Below are 324 nucleotides of genomic sequence, written 5' to 3'. Positions count from 1 at the left end.
GTTTAGGATTCGACGCCGGTTGCGAAACTTTAGGTGCATGCCGAGTTGGTAACAGAACTCGTAAATCCACTGTTGCAACTTCCTATAGTTGCCAATGACGAAACCTACGGGGATTACGCTCTCGCTGCGTAAGCAGCCTTAGCCCTTCCCCCCTGGTACCTTCGGGTCCAGCAATCATCAGGGGATGTCTGTAAACCCAAAATGATTGTCATATAGAACAGAATCGCCGTGCAGTACGTTGTGGACGAAGCGGCTAAAACTTACACAACTCGCCCAAAGCACCCTGCCCGTCGGGTCGCTGAGGGTTAACTCAATAGACACGGC

Annotated in this window: 1 other RNA gene; it reads left to right on the top strand. The window is 51.5% G+C overall.

Going from position 1 to position 324, the window contains the following annotated elements:
- Positions 1 to 2 precede the first annotated feature (2 nt).
- Positions 3 to 324, top strand: a transfer-messenger RNA (tmRNA) gene (ssrA, locus tag LNV28_RS25020); the annotation flags it as partial.

Origin of the sequence: Paucibacter sp. DJ2R-2, assembly GCF_025717675.1 — a bacterium.
Lineage (GTDB): Bacteria > Pseudomonadota > Gammaproteobacteria > Burkholderiales > Burkholderiaceae_C > Paucibacter_A.
The sequence above is the reverse complement of the archived record's forward strand: the minus strand, read 5'-3'. Positions and strand labels throughout refer to the sequence as shown.